A 23,814-nucleotide genomic window follows, 5' to 3' on the forward strand; every position below is an offset into this window, starting at 1 on the left:
GGTCACGACCGTTCCGTCACGACTGATCTTCCGCCGAACGGGTATTCGTGCGACCCCGAGACCGTACGCAAAGGTCATCATCCGTACACTCGTATAACAGGTCGGGGGGAAAGGGGAGCACCACGTGGCGACCACCGTCAGGCGCGAGGACTACTTCGACGCCGCGCTGGCCATCCTGGCCACCAACGACCATGCCGGACTCAAGCAGGCACGGTTGTGCAGTCACCTCGAGGTGACGACCGGCTCGTTCTACAACTATTTCGAGAGCTGGGCGCAGTTCAAGACCGAATTCCTCCAGCACTGGCTCGAGAGCCAGACGCTCCAGCTCGCCGCCGCGGCGCGCCTCGAGGGTTCGATGACCCGGCGGCTCCGGTTGCTCGTCGAATTCGCGTGCAGCCTCCCCCACTCCGCCGAGTCCGCCATCCGCGGTTGGTCGCACAGCGACTCCGGCGTCCACGAGGTGCAGAGCGAGGTCGACGACCTGCGGTACGCGGTGGTGGCCGAAGCGGTGGCCCAGTACCTCGGTTCGAGGGACCAGGCCGAGCGGTTCGCGCGGCTGGCCCTGTACACGCTCGTGGGCTACCAGCAGACCGTGCCGCTGCAGGACGTGAGCTCGTTGCGGTGGTCCCTCGCCTATCTGCTGGGGACGCTGCTCCCAGCGGAGGAGGCGACCGGTTTCTTCCCGCCGGATTCCTTCCCGCCGAACATCGGAACCTCCGGGTTCGAGGTGTCGAACCCCGAAACCTCGAACCCGGAAACATCCGACTCGGAAGCGTCGGCCTAGTACGACTTCGGCAGGCCCAGCGAGTGCTGGGCCACGAAGTTGAGGATCATCTCCCGGCTGACCGGCGCCACGCGTGCGATGCGCGCGGCGCCGAGCATCGCCGCGAGGCCGTACTCCCGAGTGAGGCCGGCACCGCCGTGGGTCTGGATCGCCTGGTCCAGCGAGGCGATCGCAGCCTCACCCGCGGCGTACTTGGCCATGTTCGCGGCTTCGGCGGCCCCGAAGTCGTCGCCGCTGTCGTAGAGGACGGCGGCCTTCTGCATCATGAGCTTGGCGAGTTCGAGCTCGATCCGGCGCTGCGCCAGCGGGTGCGCGATGCCCTGGTGCGCACCGATGGGCTGCTTCCAGACGGTCCGCTCGTTGGCGTAGCGCACCGCGGCGTCGAGGGCGTACCGGCCCATACCCACTGCCATCGCCGCGCCCATGATCCGTTCGGGGTTCAGTCCGGCGAACAGCTGCATGAGCGCGGCCTCCGGCTCACCGACGAGTGCGTCGGCGGGAAGTCGGACGTCGTCGAAGAACAGGGAGAACTGGTAGTCCGGCTCGAGGATGTCCATCTCCATGGGCGTCTTCGTGAAGCCCGGGGCATCGGTCGGCACGATGAACAGGGCCGGACGGAGCTTGCCGGTCTTCGCGTCCTCGGTGCGGGAGACGACGAGCACGGCGTCGGCCTGGTCGACACCGGAGATGTAGACCTTGCTGCCGGAGAGGATCCAGTCGTCACCGTCGCGGCGCGCGATCGTGGTGATGTTGTGCGAGTTGGATCCGGCGTCGGCCTCGGTGATGCCGAAGGCCATGATGCAAGAGCCGTCGGCGAGGCCGGGCAGCCATTCCTGCTTCTGAGCGTCGGTGCCGTACTTGGAGATGATGGTGCCGCAGATCGCCGGTGAAACCACGACGAGCAGCAGCCCGGCGCCCTTCGCGGAGAGCTCCTCCTGCACCAGCGCGAGTTCGTAGATGCCGGCGCCGCCGCCTCCGTACTGCTCCGGAAGGTTCACGCCGAGGAAGCCGAGCTTGGCCGCCTCCGCCCACAATTCGGTGAGCGGCTCGTGCGCGCGCGACTTGGGAAGTACGTAGTCGACGTAGTTGTAGCGCTCGGCCAGAGCCGCCACCGCAGCGCGTAGTTCCTTCTGTTCTTCGGTCTCGATGATGCTCATGGGATGCCTTCCGGGTCGGGTGAGAGGACGCGCGGCCGTGGACGGTCGCATGAGGGAACAGGTGGGTCAGGCGCCGTAACCCAGCCGCTTGGCGGCGAGTTCGGTGAGGATCTCTGTGGTGCCACCACCGATGCCGAGGATGCGCATGTCGCGGTACTGCCGTTCGACCTCCGATTCGGCCATGTACCCGAGGCCGCCGAACAACTGAACCGCCTGGTCGGCGACCCATTCGCCGGCCTCGACCGCGGTGTTCTTCGCGAAACACACCTCGGCGATCAGGTCGGTCTCTCCCGCCACGGCGCGCTCGGTGACGTGCCGCGTGTAGACGCGCGCGACGTCGACGCGACGCGCCATCTCGGACAGGGTGCGCTGCACGGCCTGGCGGGTGATCAGCGGCCGGCCGAAGGTCTCGCGGTCGCGGCACCACGCGACGGTCAGGTCCAGGCACCGCTGCGCACCCGAATAGGCCTGGGCGGCGAGGGCGATCCGCTCGGAGACGAAACCCTGTGCGATCTGCCAGAATCCGGTGTTCTCCGCGCCGACGAGGTTGGTGACCGGTACGCGGACGTCGGCGAAGGACAACTCGGCGGTGTCCGACGCGCGCCATCCCATCTTGTCGAGCTTGCGGGAGACGGTGAAACCCGGTGTGCCCTTCTCGATCACGAGCAACGAGACTCCCCCGGCGCCGGGACCTCCGGTGCGGACGGCGGTGACCACGAAGTCGGCGCGGCATCCCGAGGTGATGTAGGTCTTCGCGCCGTTGACGACGTAGTGGTCGCCATCGCGCACCGCGGTGGTGGTCAGATGACCGACGTCCGATCCGCCGCCCGGTTCGGTGATCGCGAGGGACCCGACGAGTTCGCCTGCGAGAGTGGGCCGTACCCACTTGTCGATCTGATCGGGATCGCCGGCCGCGATGAGGTGCGGCAGGGCGATGCCGCACGTGAACAGTGATGCGAACGCGCCGCCCGAGGCCCCCGCCTCGTGGAACGCCTCGCACACGGTGAGCGTGTCGGCGCCGTCGCCACCGGAACCGCCGACCTCCTCGGGGAATCCGGCGCCGAGCAGGCCGATCTTCGCGGCCTCGACGTGCAGTTCGCGGGGCAGTTCGCCGGCGCGCTCCCAGTCGTCGAGGTGGGGCAGGATCTCACGCTTCACGAAACCGGTGACGGTCTCGCGGAGGGCGAGACGCTCGGGGGTGGTCCACATGCTCACGATGTCTCCGATGGTGTTTTCGGTCGAGGATGGTGTTTCGGTCGAGGATGGTGTTTCGGTCGAGGATGGTGTTTCGGTCGAAGATGTCTCGGCCGGAGGTGTCTCGACTGTGGGGCGGGCGGTCTCAGGTGGCGGACGAGCCGGGCTCGCGCCCGGCGCCGGGGGCACCGGCGAAGGCCTGCGCGAGGCCGAGCCATTCCTCCGCGTCCGGGCCATCGGCGACGAGGGCGGTGTCGTCGCGGTGGATGCGCTGGGTGACGAGCAGGCAGAAGTCCAGGGCCGGGCCGGTGACCGACTGCGCGGCGTCCTCCGGACCCCATTCCCAGCTGTCCCCGTCGGGGGCGGTAAGCACGACGCGGAACGGCTCGGCCGGGGGCTTCCGGTCGCGGATGACGTACGCGAAGTCGCGCGTCCGCACCCCCAGGTGCGCGACGTTCTTCAGGCGCGCGGTGGGCGTGCGGGTGACACCGAGGGCGTCGGCGACGTCACCCCCGTGCGCCCAGGTCTCCATGAGCCGCGCGGTCGCCATCGACGCCGGCGACATCGGCGGTCCGAACCACAGGATCTTCGTACCCCGCGGGAGTTCGGCGAGCGCGTCGGCGAGTTCGCGGCGGGTGTCGCGCCAGTCGGCGAGCAACTCCGCGGGCGGCCGCCCCGCCTGTTCCTCGGCACCGACGTCGACGAATCCCAGCGGGTCGCCGAATGCCGCTTCGACCATCTCCACGAAGGCGTCCGGGTCGCGCACGGCGGTGAGCGCCGCCCGGTCGGTCCACAACAGGTGACCGATCTGGTGAGCGATGGTCCAGCCCTCCGCCGGGGTGGGCAGTGCCCAACTCTCGTCGGGCAGGGTCGCGACGAGAGCGTCGAGATCGTCGCCCTCCGCGCGGAGATCGTCGAGCACGATGTACAGATCGGACATGCGGCAAGCGTCACACGCCACAGCCCCAAAATCAAGCACGTGTGATTGTTTTTTGCGGCAGGCGTCGTTCGTGCTCGTCGGACAGACTGACGAGATGGCCGACGATTCCCGCACGCACACCGTCGGCCCTGTCGTCGCGGTCCTCACCGCGGTGCTGTCGATGCAGTTCGGGGCGGCCTTCGCCGCGACCCTGTTCGACCGGGCTGGTGCTCTCGGCACGGTGACCCTGCGCCTGCTGTTCGCCGCCGTGATCCTCTGCGCGTTCACCCGGCCCCGGCCGTGGACGTGGACACCGGAACAGTGGCGGGCGGTGGTGACACTGGGCGCGAGTCTCGCGCTGATGAACACGGCGTTCTACGGAGCGTTGACGCGACTGCCGCTCGCCGCGACCGTCACCATCGAGTTCCTCGGCCCTCTCGGGCTGGCCGCGATCCTGTCCCGACGTATGCGCGACGCCCTGTGGGTGGTGCTCGCGCTGGGCGGGGTGGTCCTGCTCGGCGTCGGCGACGGTGCCGGGCTGTCCACCGGTCCCGATCCGCTCGGAGTCGCCTTCGCGCTGGTCGCCGCATCGGGGTGGGCCTGGTACATCGTGGCGGGCTCACGTGTGGCGACGACCCTGCCCGGATCGGCGGGGCTGGCCGGGGCGACGACGATCGCGGCCGTCGTCGTCCTGCCGTTCGGCGCGGCGACGGCCGGCACCGAGCTCCTCCGGCCCGGCCTCGTGCTCGCAGGACTCGCCGTGGCGCTGCTGTCGTCGGCGATCCCGTACACCCTCGAGATCCGTGCCCTGCGCGACCTGCCGAAGAAGGTGTTCGCGATCCTCATCGCGCTCGAACCCGCCGCCGCAGCGCTCGCCGGCGCTCTGGTGCTGGGGCAGGTCGTCGAACCTCTCGCCCTCGCGGGTATCGCACTCGTGGTGGTCGCGGGGGCTGGTGCGTTGCAGCACTCGCGCGCGTGACCCGGCGCCGGATGTAAGCCAGGTCAGCGGGTACGGGTGATCAGTCGGACCAACTCCCCCGCCGGACCGGACAACACCCGCGGCGGCCTCCAGACCGCGCGGAGCACACGCTGCAGGTCGAGTCCGTCCACCGCGACCGCGACGAGCCGGCCGGAGTCCAGATACTCCTCCACCGCCAGGGTGCTCAGCACCGCCGGGCCCGTGCCCCCGAGCACACTCGTGCGGACCGCGGCTCCGCTCCCGAGTTCGAGCAGCGGTGCGGCCCGGTCGTACTCCTGCAACGCGAGGTCGAGGGTGCGGCGGGTACCGGACCCCTCCTCGCGGACGACCAGTGGTGTCGCCGCGAATTCGGCCACGGTGAGCGGGCGCCGCCGCCGTGCCCACGGATGCTGCGGCGGGACGACCACGACCAGGCGGTCGCGTGCCACCGCGACACTGTGCAGTCCCTCCGGAACCGTCGGCCCCTCGACGAACCCGACGTCGCATCCGCCCTCGGCGACGACGTCACACACCCGCATCGAGTTGTGGACCTGCAACTGGATCTGGACGTCGTCGCGGAGCGTGCGGAAGGCGCCGAGCCACCGCGGGATGAGGTGTTCGGCGACCGTCATCGACGCCGCGACCACCAGTTCGGGTTGCTGTTCGACGCGCAGTGCTGCAGCGGCGTCGAGGAGGCGTTCCGCGTCGGCCAGGACCTCCCGCGCCCAGTGCGCGACCACCGTGCCCTCCGGGGTGAGCACCGAACCCGTGCGGCCCCGCCGCACGAGGACCGCGCCGAGTTGCCGTTCGAGTCGGCGCAGCATGCGGGTCGCGTTGGGTTGGGCGAGACCGGCCGCGCGGGCCGCGGCGCCGAGCCCGCCCCGGTCGTCGACCCCGACGAGCAGTTCCAGAGCGACGAGATCCGGCCAGCTGGTCATGCACGAACGATATGCCGCACTCGCCACTCATATCCATTCGATATGAGCTCATGTCCGATCGACGGCTGGTGCGGACACCGCTGCGGCGGAAGAGTCGAGGCATGCTCACCGTCCACGCGCCCGTGTCCCGGCCCACCGTCGTCCCGGGTCTCCTCGTGGCCGCGGCGGGCGCGGTCGTCGCACTGGGAGCGGCGCACCTGATCCCCGGGACGAGCCCGTTGCTCGTCGCGATCGTCCTGGGTGTGGTCGTGGCGAATATCGGTCTGCCCGCACCGGTGGTCGGCCTTCTGGAGCCGGGCCTGGGTACGGCGTCGAAGCGTCTCCTCCGAGTGGGCGTCGCTCTTCTCGGCGTGCAGCTCGCGGTCTCCGATCTCGTCGACCTCGGGTGGGGCACAGCGGTCGTCGCGGCGACCGTCGTCGTCGCGGGTATCGGCGGGTCGCTCGCCTTCGGCCGGTGGCTCGGGGTGGGCTGGACCCAGCGCCTGCTCATCGCGTGCGGTTTCTCGATCTGCGGAGCCGCGGCCGCGGCGGCGGTCGACGGTGTGATCGATTCGCGCAAACGCGAACTCGTCACCACCGTCGCATTGGTGGTCGTCTTCGGCACCGCGATGATCCCGCTCGTTCCGCTCGCCGCCGGGATGCTCGGGCTGACTCCCGGGACCGCCGGCCTGTGGGCGGGTGCGGCGATCCACGAGGTCGCCCAGGTGGTCGCGACCGGCACCGCCCTCGAGGCCACCGCCGGTGGGGTGCTCGCCGCGGCGGTGACGGTCAAGCTCGCGCGGGTGGCACTGCTGGCCCCGGTCGTGGCGGTCGTCGGGGTCGTCGCTCGGCGGCGCGGTGAGGACCGCCGCGACGAGCGCACTCCCCCGATCGTGCCGGTCTTCCTGCTGGGTTTCCTCGCGTGCGTCGCACTGCGCTCGACCGGACTGCTCGATCCGATCGTGGTGGAGGCTGCGGGGACGGTGCAGCGCACGCTGCTGACCGTCGCGATGTTCGCCCTGGGCGCGGGGGTGCGCCGGGAAGTGCTCCGCGGCGTCGGATGGCGTCCGATCGCGCTCGCGGCAGCGGCGACCGTCTGGGTCGCGGCGATAGCCCTGATCGGCGTGTTGTCACTCAGCGGGCGGTGACGATCAGGACGGCCGACGAGATCGCGAGCACCACGACCGTGGCGGAGACCGCGACGTTGCGCCACCAGAAATAGGGCGCGCGACCCGCGACCAGACCGCGCACTCGCGCGCGGTGACCGATCCGGGAGGCGAGCAGCACCGCCAGCACGGGCACGAGGCAGATCAGGCCGATCGACGCGACCACGGCACCCGGACCCGGCACGAACCGCATGAATCCGAGCACCACCGCACCGAGCACCGAGGCGGTGCGCAGCCACGCCAGACTCGTCCGTTCGGGCTGCAGACCGACGTCGCCGTGCCGCAGATCGTCCCGGCTCACGGTGCGGCTCGTCTCACCGGGCGATCGCGACGGCGAGCACGACCCCCGAGACCCCGAGGGCCACGGCGAGCAGATAGGCCACCCACGGCACCGGGAGTGCCCGTCCGGTGCGCATCGCGTGCTCGACGCGGTGCCAGCGGATCAGCGCGAACACCGTGAGCACAGCGGCGAATCCGAGCAACACGCACGCCAGCACCGTGCGGAGCCCCTCCGACACGATGCCGCCCGCGAAGGTCTCCAGCGCGACCGCCGCGGCGATGACGCCGAGCGCGGTCCGCACCCACGCGAGGAAGGTGCGCTCGTTGGCCAGCGTGAAACGAGGGTCCGGGTCCGTACCGTCACGCAGCGCCTTCGGGCGCCAACCGTGCAGCGCCTTCGGTCGCCGGCCTCCGCTGGTCTCCACGGAGCGGACTCTATCCCCGGACCGATCAGCCCACGACGAGATCGGACCCGCGGGCCGCCACGGGACGGGTCTTCAGCGGCCGCTTCGCCGGTCCTTCGACCGGCGCGCCGTCGAGGTCGTACCGGCTGCCGTGGCACGGGCAGATGATGCGATCGTCCTCGACACCGCTGAGATTGCAGCCCTGATGGGTGCAGATCGCGATGAACGCGCGGAAGTCGCCCTCTGCGGGCTGGGTGACGACGAGCCTCTTCGATTCGAGCATGACGCCTCCGCCGACCGGCACGTCCGCGACGGCGGCGACGACCTCCGCATCGGGTCCGGGAGGCGCCGTCGTGGTCGGTGCGGGCACCGCCGATCGCGCCTCGCCGGTGTCGCCGGACGATCCGCAGGCTGTAAGGGCCGCGCCGGCCGCCACCACACCGGCGCCGCCGATGAGGGTGCGGCGCGTGAGCGCCGTGCGGTCGAGGTTGTCGCTGCTCATGCACATGTCCGTTCGGGTCGGGATTCGGTTCTCCCGAGCCTATCGACGAACGTCCGGGCAGGCCGCGACCTGCGTCACCCGCGGCTGTGTCAACGACGCAACGAGGCGAGCAGCGGAAGACGGCGTCGGCGACGACCGAGTTCGACGAGGCTCTCGCGGTCGGTGATCTTGACGCGCGGTCGACCCTGGGCTCGTCCGGCCTGCCGCTCGGCCGCGTCGATGGTCTTCCAGCCGTCCAGGTCCACCCGATCGGGCCTGCGCTGTGCGAGCAACCGGTTCAGCGCACGACGGTCGCCGCGGGGAGCGGCGAGTGCACCGGAGTCGAAGTCGGCCAGCAGCGCGGCGACGGTCTCCTTCGCGCATCCCTTGTTGGTGCCGATGACGCCGCTCGGGCCGCGCTTGGCCCACCCGGTGACGTAGACGCCGGCGTCCACACGACCGCCGGTGTTGGGAACGACCCCGCGGACGTCGTCGAAGGGCACACCCGGCAGGGGAACGCCGCGATAGCCGATCGACCGGAGTACGAGCGTGGCGGGCAGGTCCTCGAAACGGCCGGTGGGTCGGGCGGAGAGACGACCACTATCGTCGACGAGTTCGGTGCGTTCGATCCGCACGCCGGTCACGTGGTCGTCGCCGAGCAGTTCGCTCGGCGCGGCGAGGTACCGGAAGACGATGCGGCGGTGCCCGGGACGGACGGGCCGGCCGGCGTACTCGCTGGCGAGACGGACGCGCAGCGCGGTCGCCGCGTCCTCCTCCACGGCCCGGGCGCTCACCGGATCGAGTTCGAGGTCGGCGTCGTCGACGACGACGTCGACTCCGGTGAGGTCGCCGAGGGCGAGGAACTCCGGATTGCTGTACGCGGCCTGGGCCGGGCCGCGCCGGCCGAGCAGGACGACCTCGCGGATGTTGCTCTTCCGCAACGCCGTCAGGGCGTGGTCGGCGATGTCGGTGCGCGCGAGTTCGTCGACGTCCATGGTGAGTATCCGCGCGACGTCGAGGGCGACGTTGCCGTTGCCGACGATGACGGCGCGTTCCCCGGACAGATCGAAAGTGCGGTCGGCGTAGTCGGGGTGGCCGTTGTACCAGGCGACGAACTCGGTGGCAGCGTGGCTGCCGGGCAGGTCCTCACCGGCGACCCCGAGGCGGCGGTCGGACGACGCACCGGTCGCGTAGATCACGGCGTGGTGGTGCTCGAGCAGTTCGGCGTGGGTGATGTCGCGACCGACCTCGGTGGCAAGGTGCAGGGCGAACTCCTCGCGCCGGAACGACCATTCGAACGATTCCATGACCGCCTTGGTCCCCGGATGATCGGGGGCGACACCGGCGCGCACGAGGCCGAAGGGAGTCGGGAGCCGGTCGAACATCTCGACCTCGACTTCGGAACGTTCGAGCAGTTCCTGGGCGGCGTAGCAGGCCGCGGGGCCGGCGCCGACGATCGCGACCCGCAGCGTTCCACGATCGCGCGGAGGCGCCGGGGTGGGCACGAGGGGCTTCCACCCCTCCGGCGCCGGGTGGTCCTCGTACCAGGCCGCGTTGATCTCGGCGAACCGCATCTGGGAGGGATCGAGCTTGTCGTCGGGCAGGATCGCCTCGACCGGGCACGCGTCGGCGCAGGCGCCGCAGTCGATGCAGGTCTTCGGATCGATGTGCAGCATCTCGGCGGTGGCGAACTCGGGCTCGTCCGGCGAGGGGTGGATGCAGTTCACGGGGCAGACTGCGACGCAGCTCGCGTCGTTGCAGCAGGTCTGGGTGATCACATAGGCCATGGGAAGGGTCCTCGGCAGCCGGGCGGAGCGTCCGCAAATTTCATGTAACGATCCGTAACAGTTAATTCGACTGTAGCGGCTGTCGCCGTGGGTTCGCAAGAGAACCTGCGACCGCCCACCGAAACTGCGAGAATCGCACGATCGGACATCCGACCCGGGGGGGACACATGGCCACGTCGACGCCGAGCACCGATCTGCCTCGGACGCGACCGCTCACGGAACTGCCCGAGCAGGCGAACCCCTTCTCCACCGAGCGCACCGTCCGCACCGGCGACGTCGACACCGGTAAGCGACTGCGGCTCGACGGCATCGCCCGCTATCTCCAGGACATCGGCACCGACAACCTCGCCGCCGTCGGCGCGTCCGAGACCGACCCGCTCTGGATCGTCCGGCGCACGATCGTCGACGTGCACCGCCCCGCCGAGTACGGCCGCACGCTCCGGCTGCGACGTTGGTGCGACGCCCTGTCGACGCGGTGGGCGAACGTGCGGGTCCGCTTCGACGACCCCGGCGACGCCCCGGACGGCCCGCTGATCGAGACCGCGGCGTTCTGGATCGACATCGGTCCCACCACCGGCGCCCCCACCCGGATCAGCGACGGCCTGTTCGAGCACATGGCCCGCTACGCGCACGACACACGCCTGAAGTGGACGGCGTGGCTGCCCGCTCGCGCACCCGACGAGCTCGACGACGAACGCGTCTTCCCCCTACGCGCCACCGACCTCGACCCGTTCGGGCACGTCAACAACGCCGTCTACTGGCACGGCCTCGAGGAGCTCCTGCCCCTCCGGCCGGACATCCCGGACGCGCCGTACCGGGCGGTGATCGAACACCTGCGCCCCGTCGCCGCCGGCGAGACCCTCACACTGCGGACGACCCTGCGAGAGGACGGACTGACGGTCTGGTTCACGGTCGAGGATCACACTCGCGCGGTCGCGTGGATCGGCCGGAAACCGGACGCTCTACGGTGGACCCCATGACCCGTACCCTGATCTTGCTGCGCCACGGCAAGTCCGCGTACCCGGACGACGTGGACGATCACGAGCGTCCCCTCTCCCCCCGCGGACGCCGCGAGGCCGGACTCGCCGGTCGCTGGATCCGGGCGAACCTGCCCGAAGTGGACGCCGTTCTGTGCTCCACCGCGACCCGGACGCGCAAGACACTCGCCGAAGCAGCCGTGGAGGCTCCCGTCGAGTACCGCGACAGCCTGTACCACGCCGATCCGGAATCCCTGGTCGCCGAGATCCGGGGAACGGCCGACGACGTGCACACCCTGCTCGTCATCGGGCACGAGCCGACCCTCTCCGCGACCGTCCTCGGGCTCATCACGGATCACAGCACCGACGCTGCCCATCAGGTGGCCGAGAAGTTCCCCACCTCCGCGATCGCGGTCCTCACGGTGAGCGGATCCTGGTCCGAACTGTCGCGAGGCACCGCCGAACTCGTGGACTTCCACATCCCGCGCTGACCCGCGTCCCGAGCGACCCACCCCGAGCGGAACTGCCACGGGACGCTCGCACGCACGCCGTGACGGCATCACCGTCGAGAACAAATGACGAAGGTCCCGCCCCCGAAGAGAAGAGGGCGGGACCTTCGTCGTCTACTACGGCAGCGAACTACCGGTAGTCGTTGGAGTAACCGTAGTCATCCAGCGGCACTGCAGCGCCGGTGTTCTGGCCGAAGCCGTCCGGCGAGTAGTACTGGTCGTCGTACGCCGGGATGGCGTACGCGGCCGCACGGGCCTCCTCGGTCGGCTGGACTTCGATGTTCCGGTACTTGTTGATACCGGTACCGGCGGGGATCAGCTTACCGATGATCACGTTCTCCTTGAGACCGATCAGCTTGTCCGAGCGGCAGTTGATCGCCGCGTCGGTGAGCACGCGAGTGGTCTCCTGGAAGGACGCCGCCGACAGCCACGAGTCGGTGGCCAGCGACGCCTTCGTGATACCCATGAGGACCGGACGGCCGGCAGCCGGCTCGCCACCCTCCTGAACCACACGACGGTTCGCAGCCTCGAACTCGCTGCGCTCGACGAGCGAACCGGGCAGGAACTCCGTCGAGCCCGAGTCGATGATCGTCACGCGACGCAGCATCTGACGCACGATGACCTCGATGTGCTTGTCGTGGATCGACACGCCCTGGCTCCGGTAGACCTCCTGGACCTCGTGGACCAGGTGGACCTGAACCTGACGCGGGCCCATCACGCGCAGCACCTCGTGCGGATCGGCAGAGCCCTCGAGGAGCTGCTGACCGACCTCCACGTGATCGCCGTCCGCGAGCACGCCCTCGGTGCCGTCGGCCTTGCGGATGACGTGCAGACGCTGACGCTTGGACAGCTTGTCGTACACGACCTCCTCGCCACCGTCGTCGGGGATGATCGTGATCTTGTAGAAACGATCGTCGTCCTCGAGACGGATGCGACCGGAGACGTCGGCGATCGGGGCCTTGCCCTTGGGGACGCGAGCCTCGAACAGCTCCTGGACGCGGGGCAGACCACCGGTGATGTCCTCACCGACGCCACCCTGGTGGAAGGTACGCATCGTCAGCTGCGTACCGGGCTCACCGATCGACTGGGCGGCGACGATACCGACGGCCTCGCCGATGTCGACGAGCTTGCCCGTCGCCATCGAACGGCCGTAGCAGGTCGCGCACACGCCGGTGCCGGTGTCGCAGGTCAGGACCGAGCGGACCTTGACCTTCTGGATACCGGCCTCGAGCAGCGCCTCGATCGCCGGGTCGCCGAGGTCGGAACCACGCTCGACGACGACGTTGCCGTTCGCGTCGACCGCGTCCGTCGCCAGCGTGCGAGCGTAGGTGCTGGTCTCGATGTGAGCGTCGCGCACGAGCTCACCGGTCGGCTGACCGGTCGCGTCGCGTGCGAGCTCGGCGATGGTCATCTCGATGCCGCGCGGCGTGCCGCAGTCGACCTCGCGGACGATGACGTCCTGCGAGACGTCGACCAGACGACGGGTCAGGTAGCCCGAGTCGGCGGTACGGAGAGCGGTGTCGGCCAGACCCTTACGCGCGCCGTGCGTGTTGATGAAGTACTCGGCGACGGTCAGGCCCTCACGGAAGGAGGACTTGATCGGGCGCGGGATGAACTCGCCCTTCGGGTTCGTCACCAGACCCTTCATGCCCGCCAGCGAACGGATCTGGGTCATGTTGCCCGCAGCACCGGACTTGACGATCGTGGGGATCGGGTTGTCGTCCGGGTAGTGCGCCTCCATGACCTGACCGACCTCTTCGGTCGCTTCCTGCCACAGCTTGACGAGCGAGTCGCGACGCTCGTCCTCCGAGAGCTTGCCTCGGTCGTACTGCCGCTGGATGGCGTCGGCCTGGGTCTCGTACCGCTCGAGGATGTCCTTCTTCTCCGGCGGAACGAGCACGTCCGCCATCGAGATGGTGACACCCGAACGCGTGGCCCAGTAGAAGCCGGCGTCCTTGAGCTTGTCGACGGTCTGCGCGACAACGATCATCGGGTACCGCTCGGCCAGGTCGTTGATGATCGCGGCCTGGCGCTTCTTCGGCATGATGTCGTTGACGAACGCGTAGTTCGTCGGCAGCAGCTCGTTGAACAGCACGCGACCGAGGGTGGTCTGCGTGGTCCACGGCTCACCGAACTTCCAACCCTCCGGGAACAGCTCGTTCTCGACGTCGCGCGGCGGACGCAGCTGGGTCAGGCGCACCTTGATCGGAGCCTGGACCGACAGCACGCCACGGTCGACGGCCATCTGGGCCTCGGCCGGCGACGAGTAGACGCCCTGCTCGGGCTCGTCGGCGGTCGCGGCCGTGTAGGCGCCGGGGGCGTCCTCGACCAGACGGGTCAGGTGGAACAGACCCGTCACCATGTCCAGACGCGGCATGGCGAGCGGGCGGCCCGATGCCGGCGACAGGATGTTGTTCGACGACAGCATCAGGATGCGGGCCTCGGCCTGCGCCTCCGCGGACAGCGGGAGGTGCACGGCCATCTGGTCGCCGTCGAAGTCGGCGTTGAAGGCCTCACACACGAGGGGGTGCAGCTGAATGGCCTTGCCCTCGACGAGCTGCGGCTCAAACGCCTGGATACCGAGGCGGTGCAGCGTGGGAGCACGGTTCAGCAGAACCGGGTGCTCGTTGATGACCTCTTCGAGGACGTCCCACACCTGCGGGCGCTGACGCTCGACCATGCGCTTGGCGGACTTGATGTTCTGCGCGTGGTTGAGGTCGACGAGACGCTTCATCACGAACGGCTTGAACAGCTCGAGCGCCATCAGCTTCGGCAGACCGCACTGGTGCAGCTTGAGCTGCGGACCGACGACGATGACCGAACGGCCCGAGTAGTCGACGCGCTTACCGAGCAGGTTCTGACGGAAGCGGCCCTGCTTGCCCTTGAGCAGATCGGACAGCGACTTGAGCGGCCGGTTACCGGGACCGGTGACCGGCCGGCCACGACGGCCGTTGTCGAACAGGGCGTCGACCGACTCCTGCAGCATCCGCTTCTCGTTGTTGACGATGATCTCGGGGGCACCGAGGTCGATCAGTCGCTTGAGGCGGTTGTTGCGGTTGATGACGCGGCGGTACAGGTCGTTGAGGTCGGAGGTCGCGAAGCGGCCACCGTCGAGCTGCACCATCGGACGCAGTTCCGGCGGGATCACCGGCACGGCGTCGAGAACCATGCCCATGGGCGAGTTGCCGGACTGCTGGAACGCCGCCACGACCTTCAGGCGCTTGAGAGCACGGAGCTTCTTCTGGCCCTTGCCGCTGCGGATGGTCTCGCGCAGCGACTCGGCCTCGGCATCGATGTCGAAGTTCTCGATGAGCTTCTGGATCGCCTCGGCACCCATGGCACCGGTGAAGTACTCGCCGTAGCGGTCCTGGAGCTCGCGGTAGATCATCTCGTCGACGATCAGGTCCTTCGGCTTCAGCTTCGTGAAGGTCGTCCAGATCTCGTCGAGGCGGTCGAGCTCGCGCTGCGCACGGTCGCGGAGCTGACGCATCTCGCGCTCGCCGCCGTCCTTGACCTTGCGGCGGACGTCGGACTTGGCGCCCTCGGCCTCGAGTTCGGCGAGGTCGGCTTCGAGCTTCTGTGCACGGGCCTCGAGGTCGGCGTCGCGCTGGTCGGCGACCGACTTCTTCTCGACCTCCATCTCGGCTTCGAGAGTGGAGAGCTCGTTGTGGCGCAGCTCGTCGTCGACCGACGTGATGACGTACGCGGCGAAGTAGATGATCTTCTCGAGATCCTTCGGCGCGAGGTCGAGCAGGTAGCCGAGGCGGCTCGGCACACCCTTGAAGTACCAGATGTGCGTCACCGGAGCGGCGAGCTCGATGTGGCCCATACGCTCACGGCGGACCTTGGCGCGGGTCACCTCGACGCCGCAGCGCTCGCAGATGATGCCCTTGAAGCGGACACGCTTGTACTTGCCGCAGTAGCACTCCCAGTCCCGGGTGGGACCGAAGATCTTCTCGCAGAACAAGCCGTCCTTCTCGGGCTTGAGCGTGCGGTAGTTGATGGTCTCGGGCTTCTTGACCTCGCCGTACGACCAGTTACGGATGTCCTCGGCGGTGGCCAGGCCGATCCGGAGTTCATCGAAGAAGTTGACGTCGAGCACGTAACTTCCTTTCCCCTGTGCGGGTTGTATTGCTGCTAGTTGTCGCTATCGCTGCCGGGGCCCGACGCGGTACGCGCCCAGTGGTGTCGGGGTGCGTACCGCGTCGGCTCGGCTCCTAGTTCGCGAGGTCGTCGACCGTGGCCGACTCGTTGCGGGAAAGGTTGATGCCCAGGTTGGCGGCCGCCCGCTCGAGGTCCTCGTCGTCGCCGTCGGCCATCGCGATGGCCGCGCCGTCGCTGGAGAGGACCTCCACGTTCAGGCACAGCGACTGGAGTTCCTTGAGGAGCACCTTGAACGACTCGGGGATACCCGGCTCGGGGATGTTCTCGCCCTTGACGATCGCCTCGTAGACCTTGACGCGACCGACCACGTCGTCGGACTTGATCGTGAGCAGCTCCTGGAGGGTGTAGGCGGCGCCGTAGGCCTGCATGGCCCAGCACTCCATCTCACCGAAGCGCTGACCACCGAACTGTGCCTTACCACCGAGCGGCTGCTGCGTGATCATCGAGTACGGACCGGTCGAACGCGCGTGAATCTTGTCGTCGACCAGGTGGTGCAGCTTGATGATGTACATGTAGCCGACCGACACCGGGTACGGGAACGGCTCGCCGGAGCGACCGTCGAACAGCGTCGCCTTGCCGTCGGGGCCGACCATGACCTCGCCGTCGCGGTTCGGCAGCGTCGAGGACAGCAGACCCGTCAGCTCCTCCTCGCGGGCACCGTCGAACACCGGCGTGGCGATGTTGGTGTCGGGCTCGGCGGCGAGCATCTCATCGGAGAGGTTCTGCGCCCACTCGGGACGGCTGCCGTCGTCGGCCACCTGGATCTGCCAGCCGGCCTTGCCGATCCAGCCCAAGTGCGTCTCGAGGACCTGGCCGATGTTCATACGACGCGGAACACCGTGGGTGTTCAGGATGATGTCGACCGGGGTGCCGTCGGGCAGGAACGGCATGTCCTCCTGCGGGAGGATCTTGCCGATGACGCCCTTGTTGCCGTGGCGGCCGGCGAGTTTGTCGCCGTCCTGGATCTTGCGCTTCTGCGCCACATACACGCGGACGAGCTCGTTGACACCCGGAGGCAGATCGTCGTCGTCCTCGCGCGAGAACACGCGAACACCGATGACCTTGCCGTTCTCGCCGTGGGGCACCTTCAGCGAGGTGTCGCGGACCTCGCGCGCCTTCTCACCGAAGATCGCGCGGAGCAGGCGCTCCTCGGGGGTCAGCTCGGTCTCACCCTTCGGCGTGACCTTGCCGACGAGGATGTCGCCGTCGCGGACTTCGGCGCCGATGCGGACGATGCCACGCTCGTCGAGGTCGGCGAGGACCTCGTCGGAGACGTTCGGGATGTCGCGGGTGATCTCCTCGGCACCGAGCTTGGTGTCGCGAGCGTCGATCTCGTGCTCCTCGATGTGGATCGAGGTGAGCACGTCCTCCTCCACGAGGCGCTGCGACAGGATGATCGCGTCCTCGTAGTTGTGGCCTTCCCACGGCATGATCGCCACGAGCAGGTTCTTGCCGAGCGCCATCTCACCGTTCTCGGTGCAGGGGCCGTCGGCGAGGACCTGGCCGGACTCCACGCGCTGTCCTTCGTCCACGATCGGACGCTGGTTCGAGCAGGTGCCCTGGTTCGAACGGTCGAACTTGCGCAGACGGTAGGTCTTGCGGGTTCCATCGTCGGCCATGACGGTGATGAAGTCGGCGGAGACCTCTTCGATCACGCCGCTCTTCTCGGTGACGATGACGTCGCCGGCGTCGACGGCGGCACGCAGCTCCATGCCGGTACCGACGATCGGCGACTCGCTGCGCACCAGCGGCACGGCCTGACGCTGCATGTTCGCGCCCATGAGGGCACGGTTGGCGTCGTCGTGCTCGAGGAACGGGATCATGGCGGTCGCGACCGACACCATCTGGCGCGGCGAGACGTCCATGTACTCGACCTGGTCGGCGGAGACGTACTCGATCTCCGCGCCCTTCTTACGGACGAGCACACGCTCGTCCGAGAAGCGGTTGTCGGAACCGATCGGCGAGTTGGCCTGCGCGATGAGGTAGCGGTCCTCCTCGTCGGCGGTGAGGTACTCGACCTCATCGGTGACGACACCGTCGACGACCTTGCGGTAGGGCGTCTCGATGAAGCCGAACGGGTTGACCCGCGCGTACACCGACAGCGAGCCGATCAGGCCGATGTTCGGACCTTCCGGGGTCTCGATCGGGCACATGCGGCCGTAGTGGGACGGGTGGACATCGCGGACCTCGAGGCCGGCGCGCTCACGCGACAGACCGCCGGGGCCCAGCGCCGACAGGCGACGCTTGTGGGTCAGGCCCGAGAGCGGGTTGTTCTGGTCCATGAACTGCGACAGCTGGGAGGTTCCGAAGAACTCCTTGATCGCGGCCACGACCGGACGGATATTGATCAGGGTCTGCGGCGTGATCGCCTCGACGTCCTGGGTGGTCATGCGCTCACGGACCACGCGCTCCATGCGGGACAGGCCCACGCGGATCTGGTTCTGGATGAGCTCGCCGACCGTGCGCAGACGACGGTTGCCGAAGTGGTCGATGTCGTCGACCTCGACGGGAACCTCGACGCCGCCGGGGACGGTCATCTTGTTCTCGCCCGCGTGCAGGCGCACGAGGTACTCGATCGTGGCGACGATGTCTTCCTCGGTGAGGGTGGACGCCTCGATCGGCTGGCCCGTGTTCAGGCCGAGCTTCTTGTTGATCTTGTAACGGCCCACGCGCGCCAGGTCGTAGCGCTTGTCCTTGAAGAAGAGGTTCTCCAGCAGGGTCTGCGCGCTCTCCTTGGTCGGCGGCTCGCCCGGACGGAGCTTGCGGTAGATGTCGAGGAGCGCCTCGTCGGTGCCCGCCGTGTTGTCCTTCTCGAGCGTCGACATCATGATCTCGGAGAACCCGAAACGCTCGACGATCTGCTCGGTGGACCAGCCCAGCGCCTTGAGCAGCACGGTGACCGGCTGACGACGCTTGCGGTCGATACGCACGCCGACGGTGTCGCGCTTGTCGACGTCGAACTCGAGCCAGGCACCGCGGCCCGGGATGACCTTGACGCTGTGCAGGTCCTTCTCGGTGCTCTTGTCGACGTTCTTGTCGAAGTACACACCGGGCGAACGCACGAGCTGCGACACCACGACACGCTCGGTGCCGTTGATGATGAAGGTGCCCTTGTCGGTCATCATCGGGAAATCACCCATGAAGACCGTCTGGCTCTTGATCTCACCGGTGTTGTTGTTGATGAACTCGGCGGTGACGAACAGCGGAGCCGCGTACGTCATGTCCTTGTCCTTGCACTCCTCGACGGAGGCCTTGACCTCGTCGAAGCGCGGATCGGAGAAGGACAGGGACATCGAACCCGAGAAGTCCTCGATGGGCGAGAGCTCGTCGAGGATTTCTTCCAGGCCACCGACGACGTGACCGTCGCCGCGCTCGGCAGCCTTCGCGCGCCAGCGCTCCGAGCCGATCAACCATTCGAACGAATCGGTCTGTAGATCGAGGAGCCCGGGAACTTCGAGGGGTTCGCGAATCTTCGCGAACGACACCCTCGTCGGGGCTCCGGGGATTCCGGCTACTGCCTTGGTCTGGCTAGAGACTGCCAAGATGCGTCCTTCCAGCACCTCACGCGGGCCGCTCCAACCGGTGCGACCGCCGCTGTACCTGCTTCTTCATGTGGGGCGTTTTCGCTGGTCGCAACCCGAACGAGAACCCCACCGACGCACCGAAACGGTCTCGCTCGAAAGAGCGAATTCCGACTCGACGATCAGAAGGTGAACAGGAGGCAGCCAGCGCAAAGAACTAACCTACACCTGAGTAGGCGAAATGTCCACAGGGGTGCCTCAAAGAAACCTGGCAAACGACCTCGAGCGGCTCACGAGGAAGCCTTCAGTCGAACAGGCGTACCGATAGAGTGACCGCTCGCGTCGCCTGCGTCAAGACTGCGCGTCCGGAACGATCCGCGCGTCGCGGCCGCGGACGCCCCCGGTGAGGGGGCGATCCGCAGCCGTCGTCACCGGTCGCGGATCTCCGAGACCAGCCATCGTCCGTCCGACTTCTCCATCCTCACCAGCAGCGGTGCGGCCGCACTTCCCTGGGCGATCCCGTCGCCGGTGGCGCTGACGTTGATGTAGGCGGCGACCTCGGCGCGGGTGTCGTCGATCATCGTCACGCCGATGTGCTCGACCATCACCTCGGTGACCGTGCGGGTGTCGATCGCGGCCTTCTTGGTGACGTCCGCGGTCGAGTCGAACTCCTCGAGCCGCTCCGGGGTCAGCAACTCCCGGATCCGGCCGAAGTCCTCGTCGATGGTGCGGTAGTCGTAGCCGTGCATGGTCTCGATCGCGACCTTCGCGGCCTCGGTGACCTCGCGTGTCTCCGCGGTGTCGACCCACGCGACGTTCGAGATCTCGGCGCCGGGGCGGAAGGCTGCGACCGCGGCGATCACCGCGAGCACCACCGCCACCGCACCGACGACGATCACCGGACGCCACCCACCGGAGGCACGCGACCTGCCGGCGTCACCGGCGGGAGGCTCGGGCGGATCAACCGGCTCGGCCGGAGACTCCGTCGGGTGCTCTGCGGGAGTTCCGTCGCCGGCCGCCGGGGCCGGCTTCTCCTGCTCCTCGTCCTGCTTGTCGAGCGTCACCTCGGAGGGTCGTGACTGCTCGGCAGAAGTTTCCTCGGCAGAGTTTTGCTCTGCCCGGGTCGGGCGTTCGTCCTCTGCCCGGGTCGGGCGTTCGTCCTCTGCAGGGGTCGCTCGAGGCGGTCGGGACGTGCCGGCGACCTTCGGCCGACGGCGCGGGGGCCCACTGGGGCCGGTCTTCCGTCGCTGCGGGGGCACTACACGTTCTCCTTCGTCGACTTGCCGAACATCACGGGCCCGCCTCGCCCTCGGGCGCGAGCGCCCCGGAACCCTCGGGCGCGGGCGCCCCGTCCGGTGCGGGCTGCGCGCCGGGATCGGGAGCCGGAGCACCGGGGACCGGTCCCGACTCCATCTCGACGGAGGCGAGCGGTTCGATGGTCTCGGCCTTCCACACGTCACCGTCCTTGCGCAGCGACACGAGCACCGGGACCTTGTTGGTCACGAAGTACTCGGGAGTCTGGGTGCGCACGGCCAGGACGACGAGCGCCTTGCCCAGGTCGTCGTCGGTGTTGAGTTCGGTGAGCGTTCCGAACAGCACCTCGGCCGACATGCTGGTGCCGGTCTCCGCGACCCGGGCCCGGATGTCCTCTTCGGTCGCCGCGAGATCGTTGCGCAGGGCGTCGCCGGTGATCGACGACCGCATGTTCTCGATCGACAGGTCGACGTCGTTCGCGTCGACGCTGTTCAGGTTGACGGCCGCCTGCATGGCTCCCGAGAGCGCGGCGTCGCGCGCCTCGGCAGCCGAACGGTCCACCAGGAGCGCGCGCCCCCAGCCGTAGCCGAACCACACCGCCGCCGCGAGGGCGACGACGGCGAGCACCGAGACGACGGCGAGGGCCGCCCTGCGTGCCCCGCCCGGCCCCCGCCCGTCCGCGGACGAGTTGCCGTCGGCGGAGGGGGGCGGGGTGGGCGGAGCGTCGGAGGAAATTGGTGCACTCACTCCACAAACCTACTAACTGCTCACTTCGGGGTGACTCCGAGCAACGGCGCGAGCTGCGTCGCGATCGGATTCAGGTTGAGCTTGTCGGGGTCCTTCTTCGGCTTGAAATCCCAGGGCTGGATCGTGTTCGGATCGGCGAAGACGATGCGGTTCGCGCTGCGCACGCCGGTGACACTGCCCTGCGGCACCTCGCACGAGGCGTTCGTGTTGAACGGGAAGTCCTGCTGGGTCTCGTCGAAGTTCGGATCCTGCGCGCGCATCTGCGCGAGGATCTCCTGCGTCCCCTCGTACCCGATGGTGCACGAAGGCGGATTGTTGGTCTCGAGCACGATGCCCTGACGCACCGCGCCGTCGCCCGGAGCGACCGTACTCGCGCTGCCCGCGACGGCGGGAAGGAAGGCCAGCAGCGGCTGCAGAGCGATCGACTGCGGGGCTGCCGCTTCCGCCACCGCCGCGAGGTTGGCGAGGTCGGTGGTCAGGCCCGGGCCGGAGCCCTCGATCAGCTGGGAGAGCTGGTCGCTCGCGTCGGTGCCGGTGTCGATCAGGCGCCGCAGGTCGGGGTCGCTGTCGCGGAGCTGCGCGGTCACCAGATCCAGATCCGAGCTGAACTGCTGGATCGCCGACGACTGGGCGGACTGCGTGTCGAGCACCGTGAGGCTGTCGCGGATGAGCGTAACGGTCTGCGGCAGGTATTCGGTGCCCTTCTCGCTGAGACCGGCGAGCGCGTCGACGAGCACCTGCAGGTCGTCGCCGCGGCCGTCGAAGGCCGCGCCGAGCTCGGTGACGACGGTGCGCAGCGGCTCGAGCGGAACCGAGTACACGAGGTCGTTCGTGCTCAACAGCAGGTCTTCGACCGGCGTGGGCAGATCGTCCTCGGTGCCCTCGATGACGGAGCCCTGTTCGAGATAGGGGCCCTCGTCGTTCGGCGGCTGCAGATCGACGTACTGCTCACCGATCGCCGACCGGTTCGCCACGACGGGACGCGCCGACGCCGGGATCTGCGGTCCGCCGTTGTCGAGGCGCAGTTCGACGTTGATTCCGTCGTCCGTGAGGCTGAGCGCCCCGACTCGACCGACGGGCACCCCACGATAGGTGACCTCGGCGTTCGGGAAGATGCCACCGCCGGTGGGGAACCGCGCGTCGACGGTGTACTGGCCGAAGCCCATGAGGTTGTCGAGCCGCACGTACCGGGCACCGACGAACACGATGCCGAGCAGAGCGATGACCACGAACAGCGCGAGCTGCACTTTCACCAGGCGCGATCTCACTGCCCACCCCCGAGTCCGAGCTGATTCAGCAAACCTTCCAGCGGCCCCGGCGGCGGGGCCTCGTCACCGTCGGTGCCGGTGCCGGTATCGGTGTCCGTACCGGCCTCGGTGACCCCCGGGATCTCGATGCCGTCGGGCAGCGACACCCCTTCGGGCAGGGTCACACCGGGCAGACGCGGAGTAGGAAGCACCGGCAGCAACGACACGGTGGGCCAGCCCGGGGCAGGTCCGTTCCCGTCGTAGTACGGGTTGGACGGGTCGACGAGCGGCTTCGGATTGCCGAACTTCGGCTGGCGGTAGACCGGGTCGCCCTGGCCCACACCGAGCGCGGCCAGCGCATCGCCGATCTGCAGGTCGACGAGGAGGAAGAGGTTCACCGAGTTGCCCAGCGCGACCTTCTCGACACCGTCCGGGAACGGCACCGTGGGCACGAAGGAGAGCGCCTCGACGAGATCGTCGCCCGACGCCGCGAGTGCCTGGAGGGTCGGGCGCAGCGCCAGGAGATCGGCGATCAGATCCTCCTTGGACTGATCGAGGACGTCGACACCTGCGGTGCCGAGCCGGTCGAGCTGGCCGAGCAGCTGGGTCAGCTGCGGCCGCTGTTGCTCGAGCACCTCGGTCGCGACCGGCAGTTCGTCGAGCACGGCGGCGATCTTGTCGTTCTGCTCCGCGACCCGCACCGTGAGCTCGTCGAGTCCGTCGAGCGCCCGGGTGATGTCGTCGCGTTGCTGTTCGAGACCGGTTATCAGGGTCTCGGCCTGCTCGATGAGGCTGCGCGTGGTTCCCTCGCGGCCGTCGAAGGCCGTCGACAATTCGTTGACGATCGGCGCGAGCTGGCCGACACCGCCACCGTTGAGCAGCAGCGACAGCGCGCCGAGCACCGGTTCGAGTTCGGTGGCGTGCCGGGTGCGGTCGAGCGGGATCACGTCGCCGTCGGCGAGCCGGCCCGTCGGGGGCTCGTCCTCCGGAGGCGTGAGCTGCACGAACTTCTCACCGAGCAGACTCGACTGTTCGACGCTCGCGAGCGCGTTCGCCGGCAGGTCGACGCTCGAGTCGAGCACGATGCCGACGTCGGCGGTCCATCCGAAATCGGATGCGACCGAGATCGATTCGACGCGCCCGACCGGCACACCGTCGACCTTCACGCTCGACTGCGGAACCAGGTCGAGCACGTCGTCGAACTGGATGGACAGACGGATCGGATCGCTACCCACGTCGGCGCCGCCGGGCAACGGGACGTCGGACAGACCTCCGCACCCCGTGACCGTCACCGCGACCACGCACGCGGCCGCTCCGAAGACACCTGTGCGGCCCATCCTCTTCGCGCC

Annotated in this window: 19 protein-coding genes; 5 read left to right on the top strand and 14 right to left on the bottom strand. The window is 68.7% G+C overall.

The genetic code is table 11. The features are described from left to right. The first annotated feature begins 124 nt into the window (after positions 1-124). The gene (locus AC6CID_RS01715; RefSeq protein ID WP_121208906.1) at positions 125-784 is read left to right on the top strand and encodes a TetR/AcrR family transcriptional regulator; all 660 of its coding nucleotides are present in this window, start codon (positions 125-127) and stop codon (positions 782-784) included. On the opposite strand, the gene AC6CID_RS01720 is transcribed toward AC6CID_RS01715, so the two are convergent. The 3 genes from AC6CID_RS01720 to AC6CID_RS01730 form a co-directional block, all read right to left on the bottom strand. Next, entirely contained in the window at positions 781-1,941 is a 1,161-nt protein-coding gene (locus tag AC6CID_RS01720) for an acyl-CoA dehydrogenase family protein (RefSeq protein WP_006552263.1), read from the bottom strand. The two genes, AC6CID_RS01715 and AC6CID_RS01720, sit on opposite strands and share 4 nt — an antisense overlap. Positions 1,942-2,007: 66 nt before the next feature. Next, a complete protein-coding gene (locus AC6CID_RS01725; RefSeq protein ID WP_024101667.1) occupies positions 2,008-3,156 on the bottom strand; it encodes an acyl-CoA dehydrogenase family protein in 1,149 nt (382 codons plus the stop codon). Positions 3,157-3,280: 124 nt separating this feature from the next. Then, entirely contained in the window at positions 3,281-4,075 is a 795-nt protein-coding gene (locus AC6CID_RS01730; RefSeq protein WP_220666400.1) for a TIGR03084 family metal-binding protein, read from the bottom strand. Between the two features lie 94 nt (positions 4,076-4,169). On the opposite strand from AC6CID_RS01730, the gene AC6CID_RS01735 reads away from it, so the two are divergent. Next, complete coding sequence (locus tag AC6CID_RS01735; protein WP_037218093.1) at positions 4,170-5,033, top strand: EamA family transporter; 864 nt, start codon at positions 4,170-4,172, stop codon at positions 5,031-5,033. A gap of 23 nt (positions 5,034-5,056) precedes the next feature. Here AC6CID_RS01735 and AC6CID_RS01740 read toward each other — a convergent pair whose 3' ends face one another. Further along, positions 5,057-5,950 (bottom strand): LysR family transcriptional regulator, encoded by an 894-nt coding sequence (locus AC6CID_RS01740; protein ID WP_019291245.1) that lies wholly within the window; start codon positions 5,948-5,950, stop codon positions 5,057-5,059. Positions 5,951-6,051: 101 nt separating this feature from the next. On the opposite strand from AC6CID_RS01740, the gene AC6CID_RS01745 reads away from it, so the two are divergent. Then, positions 6,052-7,077, top strand: a complete 1,026-nt coding sequence (locus AC6CID_RS01745) for a YeiH family protein (protein WP_006552268.1) — start codon at positions 6,052-6,054, stop codon at positions 7,075-7,077. On the opposite strand, the gene AC6CID_RS01750 is transcribed toward AC6CID_RS01745, so the two are convergent. The 4 genes from AC6CID_RS01750 to AC6CID_RS01765 form a co-directional block, all read right to left on the bottom strand. Continuing rightward, positions 7,064-7,396, bottom strand: coding sequence for a DUF202 domain-containing protein (locus AC6CID_RS01750; protein ID WP_006552269.1), 333 nt, complete (start codon positions 7,394-7,396; stop codon positions 7,064-7,066). The genes AC6CID_RS01745 and AC6CID_RS01750 overlap by 14 nt on opposite strands. A gap of 13 nt (positions 7,397-7,409) precedes the next feature. After that, positions 7,410-7,799, bottom strand: a complete 390-nt coding sequence (locus AC6CID_RS01755; RefSeq protein ID WP_174556260.1) for a YidH family protein — start codon at positions 7,797-7,799, stop codon at positions 7,410-7,412. Positions 7,800-7,824: 25 nt separating this feature from the next. Further along, on the bottom strand, positions 7,825-8,280 hold the full coding sequence (locus AC6CID_RS01760) for a Rieske (2Fe-2S) protein (protein WP_006552271.1): 456 nt from the start codon (positions 8,278-8,280) through the stop codon (positions 7,825-7,827). Positions 8,281-8,369: 89 nt separating this feature from the next. Then, the gene (locus AC6CID_RS01765; protein WP_498353498.1) at positions 8,370-10,046 is read right to left on the bottom strand and encodes an FAD-dependent oxidoreductase; all 1,677 of its coding nucleotides are present in this window, start codon (positions 10,044-10,046) and stop codon (positions 8,370-8,372) included. Positions 10,047-10,213: 167 nt separating this feature from the next. Between AC6CID_RS01765 and AC6CID_RS01770 the strand changes: the two genes are divergently transcribed. Together AC6CID_RS01770 and AC6CID_RS01775 are read left to right on the top strand one after the other, a co-directional pair. Beyond that, positions 10,214-11,026 (top strand): acyl-[acyl-carrier-protein] thioesterase, encoded by an 813-nt coding sequence (locus AC6CID_RS01770; protein WP_006552273.1) that lies wholly within the window; start codon positions 10,214-10,216, stop codon positions 11,024-11,026. After that, positions 11,023-11,514, top strand: a complete 492-nt coding sequence (locus tag AC6CID_RS01775; RefSeq protein ID WP_059383303.1) for a SixA phosphatase family protein — start codon at positions 11,023-11,025, stop codon at positions 11,512-11,514. Before AC6CID_RS01770 ends, AC6CID_RS01775 begins: the two co-directional genes overlap by 4 nt. A gap of 148 nt (positions 11,515-11,662) precedes the next feature. Here the strand turns inward: AC6CID_RS01775 and AC6CID_RS01780 are convergent, their stop codons facing one another. The 6 genes from AC6CID_RS01780 to AC6CID_RS01805 form a co-directional block, all read right to left on the bottom strand. After that, positions 11,663-15,634: a DNA-directed RNA polymerase subunit beta' gene (locus tag AC6CID_RS01780; protein ID WP_006552275.1), complete on the bottom strand. Its 3,972-nt coding sequence runs from the start codon at positions 15,632-15,634 to the stop codon at positions 11,663-11,665. Between the two features lie 115 nt (positions 15,635-15,749). After that, on the bottom strand, positions 15,750-19,256 hold the full coding sequence (rpoB, locus tag AC6CID_RS01785; RefSeq protein ID WP_006552276.1) for a DNA-directed RNA polymerase subunit beta: 3,507 nt from the start codon (positions 19,254-19,256) through the stop codon (positions 15,750-15,752). Positions 19,257-19,645: 389 nt separating this feature from the next. After that, the gene (locus AC6CID_RS01790) at positions 19,646-20,281 is read right to left on the bottom strand and encodes a hypothetical protein (RefSeq protein WP_197483218.1); all 636 of its coding nucleotides are present in this window, start codon (positions 20,279-20,281) and stop codon (positions 19,646-19,648) included. A gap of 226 nt (positions 20,282-20,507) precedes the next feature. After that, a complete protein-coding gene (locus tag AC6CID_RS01795; protein WP_220666432.1) occupies positions 20,508-21,098 on the bottom strand; it encodes a hypothetical protein in 591 nt (196 codons plus the stop codon). Between the two features lie 140 nt (positions 21,099-21,238). Beyond that, positions 21,239-22,486 (bottom strand): MCE family protein, encoded by a 1,248-nt coding sequence (locus AC6CID_RS01800; protein WP_039958116.1) that lies wholly within the window; start codon positions 22,484-22,486, stop codon positions 21,239-21,241. Beyond that, a complete protein-coding gene (locus tag AC6CID_RS01805; RefSeq protein ID WP_217580292.1) occupies positions 22,483-23,802 on the bottom strand; it encodes an MCE family protein in 1,320 nt (439 codons plus the stop codon). The genes AC6CID_RS01800 and AC6CID_RS01805 overlap by 4 nt, the downstream gene beginning before the upstream one ends. Between the last annotated feature and the right edge of the window lie 12 nt (positions 23,803-23,814).

It is taken from the genome of Rhodococcus sp. GQ147 (genome assembly GCF_059759155.1).